The organism is Bacteroides graminisolvens DSM 19988 = JCM 15093 (assembly GCF_000428125.1).
In the GTDB taxonomy this organism is placed as follows: domain Bacteria; phylum Bacteroidota; class Bacteroidia; order Bacteroidales; family Bacteroidaceae; genus Bacteroides; species Bacteroides graminisolvens.
On record NZ_KE386627.1, the window covers coordinates 282,062 to 298,450 of the forward strand.

The following is a 16,389-nucleotide window of genomic DNA, read 5'->3' on the forward strand; positions in this document are numbered from 1 at the left end:
TCTTTATAAATGATGAATTATGGTGATAACCAAAAAGAAAAAAGAAAAGAAGAGTAAGCCTGTAGCAAGAGCTAAGGCAAAATATACAGCGTATTCTGTGAAAGAGGCCAGCGAACTGATGGATTTCTTGATGAATAAGATAGACGGTATAAGCAGAACTACAGCGAAATCTCTGTTGAGCAAGCGCATGGTTATGGTCGACAATGTGATCCGCACGCAATATAATCATCCGCTTAAGCCGGGTATGAAAGTGCAGGTGAGCAAAAATAAAGGCAATAAAGAATTTAGAAGCAGTCTCCTGAAACTGGTATACGAAGATGCATATCTTTTGGTGGTTGATAAACGCGAAGGACTTCTCACAATAGGAACTGATAAGCAAAAGGAACGTACTGCTCACAGCATCTTGAATGAATATGTGCAACGTTCGGGCAAAAACCATAGAATATATGTGGTACATCGCTTAGACCGTGATACATCGGGCTTATTGGTTTTTGCCAAGGATGAGAAGACCAAAATTACTTTGCAGGATTATTGGGACAGAATTGTGAAAGACAGAAGGTATGTGGCTGTTGTATCGGGTGAGGTGGAGAAAGACGGTGGTACCATTACTTCGTGGTTGAAAGACAACAAGGTGTTTATCACTTACTCAAGCATGACCAATAACGGAGGTGATAAAGCCATTACGCATTACAAGGTAATCAAAAGAGCAAATGGTTATTCATTGCTGGAACTTGAACTGGAAACGGGACGCAAAAATCAGATTCGCGTACACATGCAAGATCTCAAACATCCGGTTCTGGGAGATGTGAAATACGGTGATGGTAACAATCCGATTGGACGCTTGGCATTACATGCCTACAAACTCTCATTCTATCATCCTGTAACCGATGAGTTGTTAGAGTTTGAAACACCTTATCCTTCGGAATTCAGGAAAATCATGTTGAAACAAAAGACAGCAAAACCAAAGGAAGATGTCATTGATACAGAATAATCTGAAGCGGCTATTCTCTTGATAATTACATAAAAAAAGAGTGCTTTTCATTACGAAGAGCACTCTTTTTTATATATAGATAAACACTTGGTCTGTCTTAGTTCAAGATGACAGAATTAGTAAAAGTAGATTTCACTCCATCAAATACTCCCGAAAGATAATCATTTCTCACCCAAACATCATCAAAATAAATAAAATCATTCGATCCGTATTTTAAGACCAACCCTTCTCTGTTATCGTTTTGCCAATACCACGTAAAACTAAAGGTTTCCGTTTTATAAGGTGTTTGTAAGTAACCGTTATAGTAGCGTTGGTAAATAAATATTTCGCGACCCGAACCGTTGTAGGCAAATTCCAATTGATGCGTACAATGATCCTCGGAGGTTATATTATACCCCTCCACCCATAGTTGATTACATAATTTTGATTCACTGTTTTGGAAATCTTCATTTTCTTCGCAGGAAGTTAACCCCAGAACTGTGATTACCGCAAGTAAGATGCTTACATAGTTTAATTTTCTCATTTTAGTTTTTATTATATAATTGATACTTAATTAAATTTGGTGCAAAGATAAAATTATATTTGAAAGATTCTTTTGTTATTTATACTTTTTTTGCACAACAACGGGTGATAACGAACTCTAAAAAGATGTATATTTGCGCCCAAGTTAAGGAAAGATGCCAGAGTGATCGATCGGGACGGACTCGAAATCCGTTGTACGGCTTTGCTGTACCGTGGGTTTGAATCCCACTCTTTCCGCTAAATTGTTCGTTGTGATAAAGGTTGTCTGATTTATTGGGCAGCCTTTATTTATATATATAGTATTTCCCTTCAATTCTGGTCACGGCATTACCACCAAAGCAGACCCTAATCCCATTGCTTTCATCTTTCTGCATTTGCAACTTAACAACGTTATAATTGTCAATTAATCCATTTTGTTCTATCGTTAGCAATCCTTCCGTCCACCAATCGTTTTCTATTAAATAGTAACCAAAGGCGGAATTACCGGAGCCGGTAGCAGGATCTTCAAGATAGCCGAATGTGGGTGCAAAAACTCTTGTCCTGTAATCATTTGTTTTGTTTCGTGTTTCGGCAGTATATACTTCAATAATATCAATCTGGCTTTTCACACAAAACCGTTTTAGTTCCTCCATATCGGGTTTTATTTTTATAATTGCTTCCAATGAAACAATGGGCACAATCAGCGTGGTTAACCCCGCATTAATAACAGATATGGGGCGTTGCGTGTCGACTTCACCCAATGTAAGTTTCAGTTGTTTTTCCAATTCTGCACTGTCAATCAAGATTTTCTTGTGTTCCGGTACGGGTGACATGATGAAAACGGCATCTTCGGATTTCGTTTGATTGTAGACGGTGAGAGAACCTCTGTTGGTGTTTATTTTCAGGGTAGGAACTTCGGCCAAGAATTTATTTGTTTGGATCAGATCATACATGATTGCAATGGTTGCATGACCACAAAAATCGACTTCTCTTTCGGACGAATAGTAACGTAGATCGAATTCAAAATCATTAACTTGAGCTAGATATCCTACTTCATTGACAAAGCCTTTTAATTCTTTGGCTATTTGTTGCATCTCGGCAGTTGTTATATCTGCCAGTTCAGCCAAACGTATATAACCTGCCGGGTTTCCGGTTGAGCTTTCTGTTGCAAATGCATCAATCTTCTTAAAATTGAATTCTTTCATCCTTCTTTTGAGTTTAGTTTTGTTCGTACCTCAGATATTGTCTGTGTTAGCTAATACAACAGATGTTTCCACTTGCCTGTCAGGTATCGACCAAGTAATAAATAAACCGCATCAAAAATACTTTTTTTTCTTAAATGTCCTTTCTTTTTTATTGAAAATAATGATTTAATTCATTCTCTTTTGATAAACGGATAAAATAAAAGCATTACTTTTGTGAGACAAACTTCTTACAAGATGAAAAAAATAATGAATGGTGGCCGGTTTACACCTAAAAACTATCCGGATGAAATGGAAGAAAGAATCCAAAAATATAGAAAGCAAGGCATTAAACTTCCTCCTAGAAAAGTTCTGAGAACACCGGAACAGATTGAAGGGATAAAGGCTAGTGCGCTTATCAATACAGGAGTACTTGACCATGTAGCGGCACATATCCGTGAGGGAATGAGCACAGCCGAAATCGATAAGCTGGTGTATGACTATACGCTTGCCCATGGTGCCATCCCCGCTCCGCTCAACTACGAAGGGTTCCCTAAAAGTGTTTGTACTTCAATTAATGATGTAGTGTGTCACGGCATTCCATCGGAACAAGAATTTCTGAAGAACGGCGATATTGTCAATGTGGATGTTTCTACCATCTATAATGGTTATTTCTCGGATGCATCGCGCATGTTTATGATTGGCAATGTGCACCCGGCTATCAAAAGATTGGTAGATGTGACCAAAGAGTGCCTGGAAATTGGTATTCAAGCAGCGCAGCCCTGGGCCCGACTGGGTGATGTGGGTGCGGCCATTCAACAACACGCTGAAAAGAACGGTTACAGTGTGGTACGTGAGTTGTGCGGACATGGTGTTGGCATTAAGTTTCACGAAGAACCTGATGTAGAGCATTTTGGACGTAAAGGAACGGGAATGATGATTTTGCCGGGCATGACTTTTACTATTGAACCGATGATTAATATGGGTAAGTGCGATGTTTTCATTGATGAGGAAGACGGATGGACTGTTTACACAGATGATAGCATGCCGTCTGCTCAATGGGAGAAAATGATTCTGATTACGGAAACGGGCAACGAGGTGCTTACTTATTAATCGCTTACTACTTTATGGAGATTGTTTTGCTAACGGTCAACCTGGTGGTGCTGCTGGTGTTGCTTTTCCTTTTTATCGGACGCAGACAAACCAAACAGTGGGATGAACTGCAAACCGTCTTGCGTCAGCAGATGCAAGAAAACCGTGAAGAGCTAAACCGTAGCATTCGTGAGTTACGCATGGAAATAACGCAAACGTTGAGTGAAAACATTCGTCATTTGCAAGATGCCATGTATCAGAATATGCGTGCTAACGGTGAGTTGCAGGCGCAAAAGTTCGATGAGCTGACCAAGCAGCAGGATAAGCTGGTGACTTCCACGGAAAAAAGACTCGATGATATGCGCGTGATGGTAGAGGAAAAGCTACAGAAAACATTGAACGAACGCATTGGTCAGTCGTTTGAAATCGTTCGTTCGCAGCTCGAAAACGTGCAGAAAGGACTGGGCGAAATGCAATCGTTGGCGCAAGACGTTGGAGGCTTGAAGAAAGTACTGAGCAATGTGAAGATGCGCGGTACTTTCGGTGAAGTACAATTGGGGGCTTTGTTGGAGCAGATGTTGAGTCCGGAGCAATACGCCGTCAATGTGAAAACCAAAAAGAGTTCTACCGATTTTGTAGAGTATGCCATCAAACTTCCCGGAAAGAATGATAACGAAGAGGTGGTGTACTTACCGGTCGATGCCAAATTTCCACAGGATATTTACGAACGCTATTATGATGCTTTTGAGGCCGGAGATGCCGTAGCGATGGATGCTTGCGGCAAACAGCTGGAGACTGTCATTAAGAAAATGGCTAAAGATATTCATGAGAAGTATGTTGATCCGCCTGCCACAACTGATTTTGCTATTATGTTTTTACCTTTTGAAAACATTTACGCTGAAGTGATTCGGCGAACGGCATTGGTAGAGACTCTGCAGAAGGAATATAAGATTGTGGTTACCGGTCCTACTACCCTGGGAGCCATACTAAATAGTTTGCAGATGGGTTTCCGTACGTTGGCTATTCAGAAGCGTACCAGTGAAGTGTGGAGCGTGTTGGGGGCTGTCAAAACAGAATTCGGAAAGTTTGGAGGCATGTTGCAAAAGGTTCAAAAGAACCTGCAAAATGCAGGAGACCAACTGGAAGAGGTAATGGGAAAACGAACACGCGCCATTGAACGTAGGTTGCGGCAAGTGGAGGAACTACCTCAAGATGAAAGTCGTAAAATTCTTCCTCTGGAAGCTTTTGATGACGACGATGACGAGACAACGGAAAATCCTTAATCAGCTACACAAACAAAATCGCCCCAAAAGTTCACCAGAGCTTTTGGGGCAATTTGTTATTGATAACATGCAGTTTATTAATGTTTCAATTTTCTTTCATCATAGGCCAATGCCCAACGCAGGTAGAGAAATCCCAGCATACCCGCCACTAAAGTACCCAGAAGTACACCGAACTTAGCTTGATTTAGCAGTACTGCCTGCCCGTCTCCAAAAGATAGATTTGTGATAAACAGGGAAACGGTAAAACCGATACCGCCCAGCAAGGACACTCCCGCCGTTGTTTTCCAGGTCATACCCCTTGGCATGCCGGCAATGCCCGTTTTAACGGCAAGCCATGTGAATAGATATATACCGAAGAGTTTCCCGAAAAGCAATCCGGCTGCAATGGCCCAGGTTACATCTCCTATCAACTCCCCGCTTCCGCTAAACACCACACCGGCATTGGCAAAAGCAAATAAAGGCAAGATCACAAAGTTTACTGCCAGGTGTAGGTTGTCTTCGAGTGATTGTAGCGGACTGATTACGCGGTCGGAAGCAGACTCCACCCGTTTCAGCATGGCGATTTGCCTGTTGGTAAGTACAATCTCATCTTCATTCGTTACCGGGAACATATTAATAGTACGCCGGATGCGTTCAATGTATTTTCCTACATCCAGACGTGGACGAGCGGGTATCACGAAGGCAAGCAATACGCCTGCAATGGTACTGTGTATGCCCGATTGCAAAAAGAGATACCAGATTACAATTCCAATCAGCATGAAGAAAGTCTTGTTGGTCGACACTCTTTTACCTATGAGGAACAACATCAGCAATAAAACGGCTGCCCAAGCTAAATATCCCAGACTTACGTGTTTGCTGTAGAATGCTGCTATCACCATGATGCCACCAATATCATCGACCACAGCAAAGGCGGTGAGGAATATCTTCAAACTCAGTGGCACTCGCTTTCCCAGCAAACTAAGTACACCCAGCGAAAAGGCGATGTCTGTTGCCATAGGAATAGCTAACCCGTGACCTGCATCGGTATTTGCCGGACAAATAAATGTGTAAATAGCCACCGGAACAATCATTCCGCCACAGGCTGCAATGAAAGGTAACAATGCTTTGCGAACGGACGATAGCTCACCTACCAGTAATTCACGTTTAATTTCCAGTCCCACGGTCAGGAAGAAAACCGTCATCAATCCGTCGTTAATAAACTGATGCACCGTTAGGCTGTGACCATTGTGCGAAAACAGATTGAAATCACCAACCTGAAAATACAGTTGATGCGACAAGAACTCGTTGTAGGCAGGAGCGAAAGAGGAATTGGCAGCAACGGCAGCCAACAACGCCATCAGAAAGAGAAATGCACTAGCTACTATATTCATGGGCACCGCAGCGCTCCACAAACGAATGGTTTTAAGAATTGATTTCAGAACTTTTTCCATATAAATCTAAATTATAAAGGGGTAACTTCGCTCAAAGCTCTGCGAACAAGTGCAGTTACCCCTTTTTGTTTTTTACTAATCGAGTTTCAGCACTGCCAAGAAGGCTTTCTGCGGAACTTCCACATTACCAATCTGTTTCATGCGCTTCTTACCCTTCTTTTGTTTCTCAAGCAATTTACGCTTACGACTGATGTCACCTCCATAACATTTAGCGGTAACATCTTTACGAACGGCTTTAATTGTTTCCCGGGAAATAATCTTGGAACCAATAGCTGCCTGAATAGCAATATCAAACTGCTGGCGCGGTATGAGTTCTTTGAGCTTTTCACACATTCGCTTGCCTAATTCGTAGGCATTATCAACGTGGGTCAGTGTTGACAAAGCATCAACCGGCTCGCTGTTGAGCAGAATGTCCATCTTGATCAGTTTGGATGGTCTGAATCCGTCGGTATGGTAATCAAAAGAAGCATATCCTTTGGAGATACTCTTCAGTTTATCATAGAAATCAATCACAATCTCTCCCAAAGGCATGTTATAATGAATCTCTACCCGATTGCCCGAGATGTACTCTTGCTTAATCAGCTCTCCGCGCTTTCCAAGACAAAGGGTCATAATCGGTCCGATGTAATCCGTCGTGGTAATAACCGAAGCCTTGATGTAAGGTTCTTCAATACGGTCAATCAGTGTTGGGTCGGGCATACCTCCCGGGTTGTGTATTTCGGCCATGTTGCCCTGTTTGTCGTACACCTTGTATGACACGTTGGGAACAGTGGTAATCACATTCATATCGAACTCGCGGTCCAAACGTTCTTGAACAATTTCCATGTGGAGTAAGCCCAGAAATCCGCAACGGAAACCAAAGCCCAAAGCCAAAGAAGACTCCGGCTGGAAGGTAAGCGAGGCATCGTTGAGCTGTAATTTCTCTAAGGAGGCACGCAAATCTTCAAAATCTTCGGCTTCAATGGGGTAAACGCCGGCAAAGACCATAGGCTTCACTTCTTCGAATCCTGAAATGCCCTTGCTGCAAGGACGTGCAATGTGGGTAATGGTATCACCTACTTTTACTTCTTTTGAAGTCTTTATTCCCGAAATAATATAACCTACATCGCCTGTGCGAAGCTCTTTCCGGGGTACCATATCCATTTTTAGAACCCCAATTTCATCGGCCATGTATTCTTTTCCGGTATTGAAAAACTTCACTTTATCTCCCGTGCGAATTACACCGTTTGTAATTTTGAAGTAGGCAATGATGCCGCGAAACGAGTTGAATACAGAGTCGAAAATCAAGGCCTGTAGCGGTGCCTCTTCATCACCCACCGGACAAGGAATACGTTCAATGACGGCAGCCAGTATTTCTTCTATTCCCATACCGGTTTTACCCGACGCACGAATAATCTCTTCGCGTTTGCATCCCAGCAACTCAACTATTTCATCTTCCACTTCTTCGGGCATGGCACTGGCCATATCGCATTTGTTGATGATGGGAATGATTTCCAGGTCGTGCTCAATGGCCATGTAAAGGTTGGAAATGGTTTGCGCCTGAACTCCCTGCGAAGCGTCGACAATCAGCAAAGCTCCTTCACAAGCGGCAATGGAACGGGATACCTCGTAAGAAAAGTCTACGTGTCCCGGAGTATCAATCAAGTTGAGAATATATTTTTCGCCATTATGCATATATTCCATCTGAATGGCATGACTTTTAATGGTGATGCCCCTCTCCTTTTCCAGGTCCATATCGTCGAGCATCTGCCCTCCCGTAACCTGAATGGTTTTGGTGAATTCCAGCAAGCGGTCGGCCAATGTTGACTTACCGTGGTCTATATGAGCAATGATACAAAAGTTTCGAATATTCTTCATGTTGGATATTTAACTTTAATTTAGTGTGCAAAGATACATAAAGGGAAGAATAAAAAAAAGTGTACCTATCACATATCGTAATGTAACGGCACACTTTTTTTGCATTTTATGTGTTTGCAGAAAGTTTCTCCTTACTTTAGTTTTGCAAACAGTTCTCCATCGACTTCAGAGGTCGAAATCTTGTCTTCTCTCAACAACCATCCAAGACCCAAATAAAGGTCTTTATCCACTAGTTTAGTGGCTTTTTTTAGCTGTTTGGCTGTGAGTCCTTCGCTTTCATTTAGCGCATTCCAGATTTTTCCGGCTGTTTCGCCTGCTTTTTCTTTTAACATTCTTCTAGAGTTTTGGTTAGACATTCTTTTCAGTGAACTGGCAATCAATTCACTACGTAATGTTTGCAAATATATATAAATTATATGTTTTACAACACAAAAAGCCGACTTTATTTTACTTTTTCAAGGTATTCGGCCCAAATACAGGCTGCTTCCTCAACCATTTTGACGCAAGGTCTTTTGGCATAGTATTGCTGTGTGCGCTCTTCGGGAGTCGATACAACCGGAGTTTGGGGCTTTAGCCCCAGCAATTCGGCACAGATTAGCGAACCGTTTCTCTTACGAAATTCGGCGGCCAGCTCTTGTACCAAAGCATAATTGGCTGCTTTTCCCTCACGATCACCGGCTACCACGCTCCCTTTTTCTAGTCCGGCTAAGATAAACATACCACAGGCAGCACCGCAGGTTTCACGCATGCGTCCTATTCCTCCTCCGAAGGAGGCCGACATACGCAGGGCCTGTTCTTCGGTAAATCCGTACATATCGGCAAAAGCCGCCACGACAGACTGAGAGCAGTTGTAGCCGTTTTTAAACAGTTCAACTGCTCTTTCAATTCTTTTTTGCATTTCTTCCATGTTTCAAATTACACTATTTCGAGCATCATGGGGCAGTGGTCCGAGTGAACGGCATCTCCCAAGATGCGTGCTTCTTTCAGGTCTGGTTGCAGATTGGCGGTAACCATACAGTAATCAATACGCCATCCTTTATTCTTGGAGCGTGAGTTGAAACGATAGCTCCACCAGGTATATTCTTGTTTCTGGGGGTACAGATGCCGGAAGGTGTCAATGTATCCATCGGCTAAAAATCGGGTCATCCATTCGCGCTCTTCGGGTAAGAAACCGCTATTGGTTGCATTGCGCACCGGGTCGTGAATGTCAATGGGCTCGTGGCAAATGTTGTAGTCTCCGCAAAGAATGAGCTTGGGACGTTCCTTGCGCAGTTGGTTAACGTACTTTTGAAACGCTTCCAGCCAGATCATCTTAAAATCTTGCCGCTCATCACCACTGGTACCCGAAGGGTGGTACACGCTGACAACCGACAAGTCACCAAAGTCGGCACGGATGAAACGCCCTTCGCGGTCGTACTCCTCCAGTCCCATGCCATACTCCACGTGGTCGGGTTCACGACGTGTTAAAATGGCCACTCCACTGTATCCTTTCTTTTCTGCCGAAAAAAGATACGCTTTGTAACCCAGCGCTTCAAATTCAGAAGCAGGATACTGATCGGGTTGCAGCTTGGTTTCCTGAAGGCAAAGCACATCGGGACTTTCTTGCTCCAGCCAGTTTGGCAGTCCTTTGCTTGCTGCGGCTCTCAGGCCGTTAACGTTGTATGTAATGATCTTCATAATCTATGAAAAAAGTAACATGATATTTAATATAGATACGATAACTGCAATACTGTAAAGCACAAAAGTACTCCAACGGCTATTCACATATTTACCCATCACACGGGGCGAGGAAGTGAGTCCCACTTGCAGGAAAACGGTAAACGGCAACTGAATGCTCAGAATCATTTGCGAAATAATGAGCCCCTTGAACGGATCGCCAATGAAAAAGATAAGCAGCAGGGCCACACCGAGCGATAGCAATACACCTACCTGTGAATGGCTGTCTTTGATGTGGTATGGTTCGCCGAATATGCCCGAAAAAATAGAGCCCGCCGCCATACCGCTGGTAATGGTTGAAGAGATACCTGCCATGAGCAATGCCAAAGCAAATACCATGGCGGCATTATTACCTAAAAGCGGTTCCAATAAAGACTTTGCCTGTTGCAATTCTTCAACTTGTATGCCACTTTTAAAGAAGGTAGCTGCTGCCAGCAGAATCATAGCACTGTTGATGGCCCATCCCACAATCATGGAGAAGAGTGTGTCAAACAGCTCATATTTCAACACTTTACGAATGGAGTTATCGTCTTTTTTATTGTATTCGTGACTTTGAATGACCTCCGAATGTAGGAACAAGTTATGAGGCATGACCACAGCTCCCAATACGCTCATAATGATAAGCATACTTCCTTTCGGAAAAGAGGGTGTTACCCACCCTGCGGTAGCGGCAGGCCAGTCAATTTCGACCAGAAATAATTCATAGATGAATGAAAGTCCGATAACGGATACAAAGGCGATAATGGAGCGTTCAATCTTTTTATATGAATTGGTGAAAAGCATCAATACAACAAAGAGTGTGGTGAGTATGGCACCCCAGAGTATGGGGATGTCAAACAGCATTTCCAGAGCAATGGCTCCCCCCAGAATTTCGGCCAGCGAGGTGGAGATGGAGGCCAGCACGGCAGTGCCCAATATAGGGCGGGATATCCATTTGGGAGTGTATTGGGTGGCAGCTTCCGACAAGCATAAGCCGGTTACAATGCCCAAGTGGGCTACGTTGTGCTGCAAAATAATCAACATAATGGTTGAGAGGGTTACTACCCATAACAGTGAATAGCCGAATTCGGAACCGGCAGCAAAGTTTGATGCCCAGTTGCCCGGGTCGATAAAACCTACCGTCACGAGTAGTCCCGGACCTATGTATCTGAAAATATCAAGACCACCCAAATAACGCTTGTGGTCTTTCCGTTTTAAATCTTTTAAATAGTTCTTCATATTTTCATCTGTTTGTGCAAAGATAATGTTTTAAAACAATTATTCTTGTTCATGGTTCAATTATAACGGTGCATTTTGGTGGTGTTTCGGTAGTAGCTAAAAATGGGTTTTGTTGAAGTAATGCTATACTTTAATGCATACTGTATGTTTCCTTTTTTGATGGTTTACAAACTTCGTATACACCCGGGTGTATGGACCGTGTACACCCGGATCTACAAGTTGTGTAGATGGGGGTGTATAACTGTTGTACACCCGGGTGTACAACGATTTTGTTCACGTGCAAATCAATAGATTAAAACCGCCATTTTGTCTATATAATGCTTATTGATAATTACCTAAATGTGTAACGAATGATTTATAAAAACGGGTGTGACACTTGGTGATACTTGGTGATACTTTTTTTGAGCAAGTATCACACCTTAACAACTTGACTTTCAGCGCATTGCAAGGTTGGTGATACTTGGTGATACTTTTTTTCATAACTTTTATGTAGCGAAACGACGGAAACGGAAATACCCCAAAAGCCATTTTAATAGCCTTTGGGGTATTATAAAAACCGGCAAAGTAAATGTATTGCTGATTACTCTTCGTCCTCAGCCGGCTTCAAGTTGGTATATACGTTCTGAACGTCTTCATCATCTTCGAGGCGTTCAACCATTTTTTCAATCGTTGCACGTTGTTCGGCATTCAGTTCTTTTTCATCTGTGGGGATGCGTGTGAACTCCGAACTTTTAATTTCGTATTCGTTTTCTTCCAGGTATTTCTGAATCAGATTGAATGACTGGAATTCACCGTAGATAGTCAATTCATCGCCATCATCATCCACGTCTTCATCTACTCCGAAATCAATCAGTTCCAGAATAAGGTCTTCTACTGACATTCCTTCTTTCTTGGCGATGGTAAATACGGACTTGTGACTGAACATGAAGTCCAAGCTGCCCGATGTACCTAAAGTACCGCCAAATTTATTGAAAACACTGCGAACGTTGGCAACGGTGCGAGTCGTGTTATCGGTTGCTGTTTCCACCAAAACTGCAATACCAAAGGGTCCGTAACCTTCGTACACCATTTCTTTATAGTCTTTCTGGTCTTTACCCATTGCATTTTTGATAGCACGCTCTACGTTATCTTTGGGCATGTTCTCGCGTTTGGCATTGGCTACAACCGCTCTCAAGTGAGGATTGTTTTCAATATCCGGACCACCGGCTTTCACCGCAATGGCTATTTGTTTTCCTATTCTGGTAAATGTACGGGCCATGTTGCCCCATCTTTTCATTTTAGTGGCTTTTCTGTATTCAAATGCTCTTCCCATTGGTGTAATTTTTAAGCCTGTCTCTATGAGGAAGGCAGGCATTTGTTATTTATTTTTTTATTAATTCTTATCTCAGGCGTGCACCTAGCTTGTCTTCCAGATTCTTAATGAGTTTGCTCATGACCTTATCGATGGTCTTGTCATTCAGCGTCTGATTCTCATCTTGAAGCAAGAAGCTGACTGCGTATGATTTCTTTCCGGCATCCAGGTTTTTACCTTCGTACACATCAAAAAGAGAGACTTCCTTTAGTAGCTTCTTCTCTGTATCATAAGCTATCTTTTCTATTTCGGCAAAGGTTACCGAGCGGTCAATCAATAACGCTAAATCTCTTTTCACAGCGGGGAACTTCGACAATTCGGTATAGCTTACTTTTACTGATTTGATGGCTTTCATCAACTCTTTCCAGTTAAGGTCAGCATAATACACTTCATTGTCGATGTCGAATGCCTTCAACAGTTTTTTGGTTACCACACCAAAGACGGCCAATCGCTTGCCTCCGCGTGTGTTCACAGAAAGTGCAGAAGCAAATACGTCATCGGCAAGGTTACCGATAACCAAATTCTGTGGGTTTAATCCCAAACGAAGGAGTACATTTTCAACGTATGCTTTCAGTTCGTAAACGGAACTGTTCTCATCGGCGTGTGCCCATGAGCCCGATACTTTTTTACCGGTTACCCACATGCCCAGGTGATAGTCTTCCGAATAAGGCGCAAGTACTTTCTCCGCATTCTTTTTCTCGGCATTGAAATAGTAACAATTACCAAACTCAAAGAATTTCAGGTCGGCATTCTTACGATTTGCATTGTGCGTAATGCTTTCCAAACCACCAAACAAAAGTGTTTGACGCATCGCATTCAAATCGGCACTTAGCGGATTGAGCAGCATCACCAAATTATCTGCGGGGTAAGTGGGGAGTTCACTATAATAAGCAGCACGTGTCAGTGAGTTGTTCAATATTTCATTGAATCCGCAACCAACTAACTGTTCTGCTATCAAATTCTGTAACTTGTTCGACTTGTCGGCTTCTCCTTTGGTGGTGAGGCTCGACTTCAGCGTACTGGGAATTTCAACGTTGTTGTATCCGTAAATACGCAGAATGTCTTCAATTACGTCAACATCGCGTTGCACATCTACCCTGTAAGGAGGTACGGCAAGTACCAATCCCTCTTCTGTTTCCGAAGTGATCTTCATCTCCAGACTGAGAACGATGCTCTTTATCTTGTCTGTCGGAATTACTTTCCCGATCAGCGTGTTTACTTTGTCGTATGAGAGATTCACCATGAAATCTGCCGCAGGTGTTGCACACACATCTTTGATTTCAGATGAAACGGTTCCTCCCGCCAACTCTTTCACCATAAGTGCAGCCAGTTTCAGACAGTAAAGTGTAATATTGGGATCGATACCTCTTTCAAAGCGGAACGATGCATCTGTATTCAACCCGTGACGACGAGCGGTTTTACGCACCCATGTGGGATGGAAGTAAGCACTCTCGAGGAAGATGTCGGTCGTAGTTTCCGTTGATCCTGATTCCAGTCCGCCAAAAACTCCGGCAATGCACATCGCCTCTTCGCTGTTGCAAATCATCAGATCCTTATCGGCCAGTTTGCGTTCTACTCCGTCAAGGGTAACAAAAGGAGTTTCGTTCGGCATGGTTTTTACAACCACGCGGTTTCCTTTAATCTTTGACGCATCAAAGCAGTGCAACGGTTGTCCAAAGGCGTGAACAATATAATTGGTAATATCTACTACGTTGTTGATGGGGCGGATACCGATGATGCGCAGTTTGTCTTGCAACCATTCGGGGCTTTCCTTAACGGTAACTCCTTTGATGGATACACCAGCGTAACGCGGACAAGCTTCTGTATTCTCTACCTGAACATCTATATCCAGGTCGTGATTATCCACCTTGAACTCATCTACCGAAGGTCGTTTCAATGTAGCTTCGAAACCATTGCTAAGCAAGTAAGCGTACAAATCTCTTGCCACACCGTAATGAGAGCAGGCATCGGCTCGGTTGGGGGTGATATCCACTTCGAGCACATAGTCGCTTTTGATGTTGTAATAGTCTTTGGCCAGTGTACCGGGAACAGCGTCGGCGGGCAATACAATGATGCCGTCATGAGAAGTACCGATACCAATTTCGTCTTCAGCGCAAATCATACCGTTTGATTCAACGCCGCGTATTTTTGATTTCTTGATGGTAAAACTTTCCTCGCCGCTATAAAGAACGGTGCCCAAGGTAGCAACAACAACTTTTTGTCCGGCAGCCACATTGGCGGCACCGCACACAATCTGAGACGGTTCACCGCTACCCAGGTTAACAGTAGTTACGTGTAGGTGGTCTGAATTGGGATGCTCTTCACATGTCAGCACCTCGCCGATAACCAAGCCTTCCAATCCGCCTTTAATGGTTTGCATTTCTTCTACTCCTCCGGTTTCAAGGCCGATTGAGGTTAATGCTGCGGCAACTTCGTCGGGAGTTAAATTAAAGTCGACATACTCTTTTAGCCAATTATAAGAGATATTCATATCATTAGTATTTTATTATTTTCAAAAACGACACGCAAAGTTAATAAGATTTTTTGGTTGTCAGATTATTATGCTTATGAAAATCGTGTCATCCTTTTATAAGCCATAGCATAAATGCCAATAACAAGGAAGCAAATAAGTGGTACAATAAAGCCAATTGCCATGTTGTTTTCTCCAATCAACCCCATCAGAACAGGGGCAACGGCTCCACCTACGATAGCCATAATCAGGAACGAAGAGGCTCTTTTGGTGTGATGTCCTAACCGCACGATGGACAAAGCAAACAGGGTTGGGAACATGATCGATTCGAAAAGATAGCAGATGAATAGTCCGCCAACCGACAGCCATCCCCAGTTACCTATCACAATAACCATGCACACAGAAGCGCCCACCGCAAAGTAGAACAATAACTTCTCCGCCCGCACCAGATTCATCAGCCAGCTTCCCAGAAAACGTCCCAGCATGAAAAGTCCCATTCCTCCAAAAGAAAGTAACATCGCTGCGGTGGCATTGTTAACCTGTAAATCGCTCTCGGTTACATAATTGATAAAGAAACTATTGATACCTGTTTGTGCGGCAACGTAGCAAAACAAAGCTACTACGCCCCATAAAAAATGAGCGTGTTGCCATAAGCCTTTATTTAGAACAGCGGCATCGGCCGAGGGTTCTTCTTCTTTTATCTCGGGCAACCGAATGCGCATAAAAAAGAAAGCGACTAGTAACACGACACTTCCTATGATGATGTAGGGAATAGACACGTCGGCATTGGTAGAGAACAAAGCCATACCTCCCACCAAGGGACCAAGTATCCAACCCAATCCGTTGAATGACTGAGCCAGGTTTAGTCGGCTGGCACCATACTTTAAATCGCCCAATACGGTGATGTACGGATTAGCGGCTGTTTCCAGACAAGTAAGTCCGCAACCGATAATGAAAAGAGAGAAAAGGAAAAACTCAAAAGACATGAGTCGACTGCCGGGGATAAACAAAAAAGCTCCAATGGCATAAAGCAGCAGTCCCAATACCACTCCCTTGCGATAGCCGTATCGTTTAATAATGTATCCTGCCGGTAGTGCCATAAGGAAATAACCTCCGTAAACCACTGCCTGAATCAATGCCGATTTGGCTTTCGAAATAACCAGCACTTCCTGAAAGTGCTTATTCAGTACATCAAGTATGCTATGCGCAAATCCCCACAGAAAGAAAAGCGAGGTGACTAATACAAAAGGCCAGAAGTATGAGATACCTTCTTTGGTTCTTACTATTTTCATGGTGTTT

At 43.1% G+C, this 16,389-nt stretch carries 14 protein-coding genes and 1 tRNA gene; 4 read left to right on the forward strand and 11 right to left on the reverse strand.

All coding sequences use genetic code 11. The features are described 5' to 3' along the window. Nucleotides 1–19 precede the first annotated feature (19 nt). Entirely contained in the window at nt 20–991 is a 972-nt protein-coding gene (locus C511_RS16945; protein ID WP_034782522.1) for an RluA family pseudouridine synthase, read from the forward strand. Nucleotides 992–1,088: 97 nt separating this feature from the next. Here the strand turns inward: C511_RS16945 and C511_RS0113755 are convergent, their stop codons facing one another. Further along, a complete protein-coding gene (locus tag C511_RS0113755; protein WP_024995586.1) occupies nt 1,089–1,514 on the reverse strand; it encodes a hypothetical protein in 426 nt (141 codons plus the stop codon). Between the two features lie 148 nt (nt 1,515–1,662). Here C511_RS0113755 and C511_RS17985 point away from each other — a divergent pair. Continuing rightward, a tRNA-Ser gene (locus C511_RS17985) sits at nt 1,663–1,750 on the forward strand. A 47-nt stretch (nt 1,751–1,797) separates the two neighbouring features. Here C511_RS17985 and C511_RS0113760 read toward each other — a convergent pair. Next, complete coding sequence (locus C511_RS0113760; RefSeq protein WP_027318293.1) at nt 1,798–2,697, reverse strand: PhzF family phenazine biosynthesis protein; 900 nt, start codon at nt 2,695–2,697, stop codon at nt 1,798–1,800. A 234-nt stretch (nt 2,698–2,931) separates the two neighbouring features. On the opposite strand from C511_RS0113760, the gene map reads away from it, so the two are divergent. Continuing rightward, complete coding sequence (map, locus tag C511_RS0113765) at nt 2,932–3,786, forward strand: type I methionyl aminopeptidase (RefSeq protein ID WP_024995587.1); 855 nt, start codon at nt 2,932–2,934, stop codon at nt 3,784–3,786. A gap of 14 nt (nt 3,787–3,800) precedes the next feature. Continuing rightward, on the forward strand, nt 3,801–5,048 hold the full coding sequence (locus C511_RS0113770) for a DNA recombination protein RmuC (protein WP_024995588.1): 1,248 nt from the start codon (nt 3,801–3,803) through the stop codon (nt 5,046–5,048). A 77-nt stretch (nt 5,049–5,125) separates the two neighbouring features. Here C511_RS0113770 and nhaA read toward each other — a convergent pair whose 3' ends face one another. The 9 genes from nhaA to C511_RS0113815 all read right to left on the reverse strand — a co-directional run bounded on the left by nhaA (nt 5,126) and on the right by C511_RS0113815 (nt 16,382). Next, on the reverse strand, nt 5,126–6,478 hold the full coding sequence (gene nhaA, locus C511_RS0113775; RefSeq protein WP_034782526.1) for a Na+/H+ antiporter NhaA: 1,353 nt from the start codon (nt 6,476–6,478) through the stop codon (nt 5,126–5,128). A gap of 75 nt (nt 6,479–6,553) precedes the next feature. Then, nucleotides 6,554–8,335, reverse strand: a complete 1,782-nt coding sequence (gene lepA / locus C511_RS0113780) for a translation elongation factor 4 (RefSeq protein ID WP_024995590.1) — start codon at nt 8,333–8,335, stop codon at nt 6,554–6,556. A gap of 131 nt (nt 8,336–8,466) precedes the next feature. After that, nucleotides 8,467–8,667, reverse strand: coding sequence for a winged helix-turn-helix domain-containing protein (locus tag C511_RS0113785; RefSeq protein ID WP_024995591.1), 201 nt, complete (start codon nt 8,665–8,667; stop codon nt 8,467–8,469). Nucleotides 8,668–8,777: 110 nt separating this feature from the next. Beyond that, a complete protein-coding gene (locus C511_RS0113790; RefSeq protein ID WP_024995592.1) occupies nt 8,778–9,233 on the reverse strand; it encodes a C-GCAxxG-C-C family protein in 456 nt (151 codons plus the stop codon). 17 nt (nt 9,234–9,250) lie between these two features. Beyond that, a complete protein-coding gene (locus tag C511_RS0113795) occupies nt 9,251–10,012 on the reverse strand; it encodes an exodeoxyribonuclease III (protein WP_024995593.1) in 762 nt (253 codons plus the stop codon). 3 nt (nt 10,013–10,015) lie between these two features. Next, nucleotides 10,016–11,269: an Nramp family divalent metal transporter gene (locus C511_RS0113800; RefSeq protein WP_024995594.1), complete on the reverse strand. Its 1,254-nt coding sequence runs from the start codon at nt 11,267–11,269 to the stop codon at nt 10,016–10,018. A 580-nt stretch (nt 11,270–11,849) separates the two neighbouring features. Next, nucleotides 11,850–12,581 carry a YebC/PmpR family DNA-binding transcriptional regulator gene (locus C511_RS0113805; protein ID WP_024995595.1) on the reverse strand — a complete coding sequence of 244 codons (732 nt, stop codon included), beginning with the start codon at nt 12,579–12,581 and terminating at the stop codon, nt 11,850–11,852. 67 nt (nt 12,582–12,648) lie between these two features. Continuing rightward, a complete protein-coding gene (pheT, locus tag C511_RS0113810; protein ID WP_024995596.1) occupies nt 12,649–15,111 on the reverse strand; it encodes a phenylalanine--tRNA ligase subunit beta in 2,463 nt (820 codons plus the stop codon). 74 nt (nt 15,112–15,185) lie between these two features. Beyond that, the gene (locus C511_RS0113815) at nt 15,186–16,382 is read right to left on the reverse strand and encodes a sugar MFS transporter (RefSeq protein ID WP_024995597.1); all 1,197 of its coding nucleotides are present in this window, start codon (nt 16,380–16,382) and stop codon (nt 15,186–15,188) included. Between the last annotated feature and the right edge of the window lie 7 nt (nt 16,383–16,389).

What these genes read in the sequence shown, in the direction of transcription:
- C511_RS16945 (WP_034782522.1), top strand. Translation starts at nt 20, where the DNA reads ATGGTGATAACCAAAAAGAAAAAAGAAAAGAAGAGTAAGCCTGTAGCA.
- C511_RS0113755 (WP_024995586.1), bottom strand. Translation starts at nt 1,514, where the DNA reads ATGAGAAAATTAAACTATGTAAGCATCTTACTTGCGGTAATCACAGTT.
- C511_RS0113760 (WP_027318293.1), bottom strand. Translation starts at nt 2,697, where the DNA reads ATGAAAGAATTCAATTTTAAGAAGATTGATGCATTTGCAACAGAAAGC.
- map (WP_024995587.1), top strand. Translation starts at nt 2,932, where the DNA reads ATGAAAAAAATAATGAATGGTGGCCGGTTTACACCTAAAAACTATCCG.
- C511_RS0113770 (WP_024995588.1), top strand. Translation starts at nt 3,801, where the DNA reads ATGGAGATTGTTTTGCTAACGGTCAACCTGGTGGTGCTGCTGGTGTTG.
- nhaA (WP_034782526.1), bottom strand. Translation starts at nt 6,478, where the DNA reads ATGGAAAAAGTTCTGAAATCAATTCTTAAAACCATTCGTTTGTGGAGC.
- lepA (WP_024995590.1), bottom strand. Translation starts at nt 8,335, where the DNA reads ATGAAGAATATTCGAAACTTTTGTATCATTGCTCATATAGACCACGGT.
- C511_RS0113785 (WP_024995591.1), bottom strand. Translation starts at nt 8,667, where the DNA reads ATGTTAAAAGAAAAAGCAGGCGAAACAGCCGGAAAAATCTGGAATGCG.
- C511_RS0113790 (WP_024995592.1), bottom strand. Translation starts at nt 9,233, where the DNA reads ATGCAAAAAAGAATTGAAAGAGCAGTTGAACTGTTTAAAAACGGCTAC.
- C511_RS0113795 (WP_024995593.1), bottom strand. Translation starts at nt 10,012, where the DNA reads ATGAAGATCATTACATACAACGTTAACGGCCTGAGAGCCGCAGCAAGC.
- C511_RS0113800 (WP_024995594.1), bottom strand. Translation starts at nt 11,269, where the DNA reads ATGAAGAACTATTTAAAAGATTTAAAACGGAAAGACCACAAGCGTTAT.
- C511_RS0113805 (WP_024995595.1), bottom strand. Translation starts at nt 12,581, where the DNA reads ATGGGAAGAGCATTTGAATACAGAAAAGCCACTAAAATGAAAAGATGG.
- pheT (WP_024995596.1), bottom strand. Translation starts at nt 15,111, where the DNA reads ATGAATATCTCTTATAATTGGCTAAAAGAGTATGTCGACTTTAATTTA.
- C511_RS0113815 (WP_024995597.1), bottom strand. Translation starts at nt 16,382, where the DNA reads ATGAAAATAGTAAGAACCAAAGAAGGTATCTCATACTTCTGGCCTTTT.